Source organism: Candidatus Polarisedimenticolia bacterium (assembly GCA_036001465.1).
Taxonomy (GTDB): Bacteria; Acidobacteriota; Polarisedimenticolia; order Gp22-AA2; family Gp22-AA2; genus Gp22-AA3.
Genome location: DASYUH010000082.1, coordinates 1 through 3,211, shown reverse-complemented (window position 1 = coordinate 3,211; position 3,211 = coordinate 1). Strand labels below are relative to the sequence as shown.

At 68.6% G+C, this 3,211-nt stretch carries 6 protein-coding genes; all 6 read right to left on the bottom strand.

Annotated elements, in window-relative coordinates; translation table 11 throughout:
• Positions 1-147: 147 nt before the first annotated feature.
• The 6 genes from VGV60_14970 to VGV60_14945 are packed head-to-tail and all read right to left on the bottom strand — an operon-like array spanning position 148 to position 2,659.
• Positions 148-648 (bottom strand): hypothetical protein, encoded by a 501-nt coding sequence (locus VGV60_14970; protein ID HEV8702573.1) that lies wholly within the window; start codon positions 646-648, stop codon positions 148-150.
• The gene (locus VGV60_14965; protein ID HEV8702572.1) at positions 645-794 is read right to left on the bottom strand and encodes a hypothetical protein; all 150 of its coding nucleotides are present in this window, start codon (positions 792-794) and stop codon (positions 645-647) included. Before VGV60_14965 ends, VGV60_14970 begins: the two co-directional genes overlap by 4 nt.
• Positions 791-1,018 carry a hypothetical protein gene (locus VGV60_14960; protein HEV8702571.1) on the bottom strand — a complete coding sequence of 76 codons (228 nt, stop codon included), beginning with the start codon at positions 1,016-1,018 and terminating at the stop codon, positions 791-793. The genes VGV60_14965 and VGV60_14960 overlap by 4 nt, the downstream gene beginning before the upstream one ends.
• The gene (locus tag VGV60_14955; GenBank protein ID HEV8702570.1) at positions 1,015-1,671 is read right to left on the bottom strand and encodes a hypothetical protein; all 657 of its coding nucleotides are present in this window, start codon (positions 1,669-1,671) and stop codon (positions 1,015-1,017) included. The genes VGV60_14960 and VGV60_14955 overlap by 4 nt, the downstream gene beginning before the upstream one ends.
• Positions 1,668-1,985, bottom strand: a complete 318-nt coding sequence (locus VGV60_14950) for a hypothetical protein (protein ID HEV8702569.1) — start codon at positions 1,983-1,985, stop codon at positions 1,668-1,670. The genes VGV60_14955 and VGV60_14950 overlap by 4 nt, the downstream gene beginning before the upstream one ends.
• A complete protein-coding gene (locus VGV60_14945) occupies positions 1,982-2,659 on the bottom strand; it encodes a hypothetical protein (protein ID HEV8702568.1) in 678 nt (225 codons plus the stop codon). The genes VGV60_14950 and VGV60_14945 overlap by 4 nt, the downstream gene beginning before the upstream one ends.
• Positions 2,660-3,211: the final 552 nt, after the last annotated feature.

Genomic DNA, 3,211 nt, shown 5'->3' with positions numbered 1-3,211 from the left:
GGCAGGCGACGTCGTCGTGCCGGGAGCAGTGCACCTTGCAGATGCGGCAGACGAGGACCAGGTCGCCGAGGCGATCCGTCCGGCGCCGGTCCGGGCACGGGCAGGACATGAAGTCGATCTCATGGATGGAGCACCAGGAGGGGGTCATCAGGACTTCCCGCTGTTGTCGCAGACTTCGAAGCGGATCGGCGTGTCAGGGGCGTGCTCGTCGCAAATCGCCGTGATGCAGCCCCACCCGTTGTCGAACGTGCCGAAGATGCCGTTCAGGATGCCGAGCAGGCCGACCTCGTAGCCCCCCACGCCCGTCGATCGAGACAGGCGCCTGCCACCGATCTTTCCGGTTTGAATGGTCGGATGCTCGCCGAGGGCGGCGTTGCACTCCACGCGGGCCGCAATCAGGGCCCGCACAGCCTTCGCGTCCTTGGTTGAAGCGTCGTTCAGCAGGTCGACCACGTCCTGAGCGAAGACCATCCTGCTACGCGGATCGGGCTTGGCGTTCGAATCGGGAGCCAGGCCGATGCCGTGCATGTCGATTTCGGTGTTGCCCTGAAAAGCCTGCTGATAGCCCGCCTTCATCAGCTTCTGCGCGATCTCGTTAAACGCCGGGGTGGAGATTTCCAGCAGAGCGTAGGTGTGCGTTCGGGTCATCGGAACAGCCCCCGCAGCCAGCGCTTGAACCTGAACCACCGAACCACCCAGCCGAACCGCCAGAGGAGGAAGCGGACGCGCCAGAACGATCGACGGCGGATCTGGGCGCGGAGCCGGACGTCGATGACCGCCGCGTCTCGGCTCAATGGACCACCCCGAGCGCCATCCCCAGCGCCAGGCTGAGCGCGCAGAGCGTGATGAGGCCCATGAACTTGAGGACGTCCCCCAGTTCATCTGGCTCGCGCTCGGGGAAGAAGAGCAGGACCCACCCGAGCAGCGCATGCGCCCAGCGCTTCGACCACAGCCAGGCCTCGAACCGCTCGGTGCGCGTCAGGAGCAGCCGGTCGGGGGAGAACAGGAGGCGGTTCATGCGGCGGGGTACAGCGCCGCGAAGGCGTCCGTCAGCTGCTGCAGGTGGCTGAGCGCGCCGTTGCCGTCCTTCTCGGCGGCCTGGCGCAGGATGGGAAGCCCCGATTCGACCGACTCCAGGACCTCGGCGCGGGTCGCCGTCCGGCCCTCGCGCCACCATTCGACGCGCAGCGCCGGGCCCATGCGCAGGAGCGGCCGGCCCTGGCCGTCATCGAAGACGCCGTAGTCGTTGCAGACCCATAGGAGCGTGACCCCCGGGTTCCGCTTGATCATGTCGCCGGCGACGTTCGCCTCGCACGACCTGGTCAGCTCGTCCTCGCGCCTGACCATCTGCGGCCGGCTCATGAACGGGCAGTTCCGCACCGACCACTGGGCGCACTGGAGGTGCGAGGGTGGCTCCGACGTCGTGCGGTTGATGCCGCACATCGGCCCGACGACGAAGACCAGGTAGACGCCGAGCGGATGACCGCAGACCCAGCAGCGCCGCTCGCGCACGGCCAGGACGAACTTCTTCGGATCCATCGCTCGAAACTCGGGTTTTCCCCCGACCCAGGCGAGGAACCAGGGGACCGGATAGCCGCGGTCGTCGACGGGCAGCCGGCGCATCCGCGGCGGGAGCGCCTCGAGCTCGGGCCTCAACAGCGGCGCCGTCACGATTTCACCTTCGCGATGGCGGCAATAGCGTCAGGCATCCAGCACCCAGTGATGTGCCCGCTCTCACGTTCAGAGATGGAGCAGGAGCATTGTGCGGCCTCCAGCGCGGCGAGAAGGTCGGGGGCGGCGGCCACGAGGCGGGCGTTGGCGCCCGTCGGGTTCGGTCCTGCCTCAGGCCCGAACACGATCGCCACCCCGCGCTGCCCACCGAGCGTCTGGCTGACCTGCCAGTGCTTTCGCCTGCAGGTGATGTCGCGCGGCCCCGTATGCTCTGTAAGGCCCCATGGACCTGGCGTGTGCTTGGTTTCGTTCACGATTCCCTCAGGGCCGCCCCGCGGGCGATCTCATTCGTCACGGGGCGGCCTACAGAGCTGATCGCCGGCGGTAGCTCGACGATCCGGATCCCTGGTGAGAGACCCGCGGGCGGGACGGCCGCCCGGGCCGGTTGCGTCAGGTGACGCGCACGTGATGGCGCGCCCGTCCCGGCAGCCCGTGAAACCGGAACGGACGCGCCGCGCCCTCTGGAGGGGGTCCGCCTGTAGAGACTCCGCAAGCGGGAGGGACGCAGCTGGTGCCTGCCCCGGGAGTCGAACCCGGCTATGTGGGTTATGAGCCCGTTGACCGTCCGATGGTCCTGGCTGTTGCGATGGCCCCGCGCGATCGCCTGGCGCACGAAGACCCCGATCGCCTGGCGCAAGCCGTCGGCCTGGGCCTCGGCGAGGCGCCGGGACAGCTTCTCCTCGTTCCCGATGTCCGCGCTGATTTGCGCCAGGACGGCTTCGGCCTTGCGCCGGCGCTCGGCCGGATCCTTGAGCGCGGCCGCCTCGACCAGGTGCTTCAAGTGGAGAGCGACCTCGGCGAACGCCTCGTCGCGAGCCCGGGTGGCCGCCTCGTCCATCAGCTGCAGCGCGAGCTCGACCGCGGCGATGCGGCCGTAGACCTCCCCCATGCGGCGGCTGACGTCGGCTCGCAGGTCCTCACGCTGCACGCCGCACCTCCTGGCCCGCCGCCCCGGTGCTGCGGATTGCCCGGGCACACGTATTGCACTGCAGCGACCCACCGACTCGAGGCGCCGGCGCGCACGACAGCCGCGAGACGGCGATTTGGGCGGGGAACGCGGGGGCGGGGCGGCGGGCCATCACGAAGGAGCGACGTGCACGATCTGAAACGTGTTCTCCGGCGAACACCCGGACGTACGTACGTGCAAATACGGTCAGTACCTGAGCACCGGAGTGGGAGTCCGGTGCTCGACGCACGAGTAAATCTAGGGGTTCAAAAGCCGGTACAGAATCGGTGATCCGCCACGCATCGGATACGGGGACCGACGCGTCCCCCCCCACCTGCGCGCGCATCGCGCGGGGGGTCCGACGCATGGAGCACCGATTCCGAAGGTCCGGCAGGGTGGTGCGCCCAGCAAGACTCGAACTTGCGACCTTCGGATTCGTAGAAAGTCCATAGGGACACCGATCACCAGGGGCATGACGTCGGGAGCACGGCTTAGGGCTGGTCGTCGTCCTCCACGCTTCGGACGCGGGGCGGC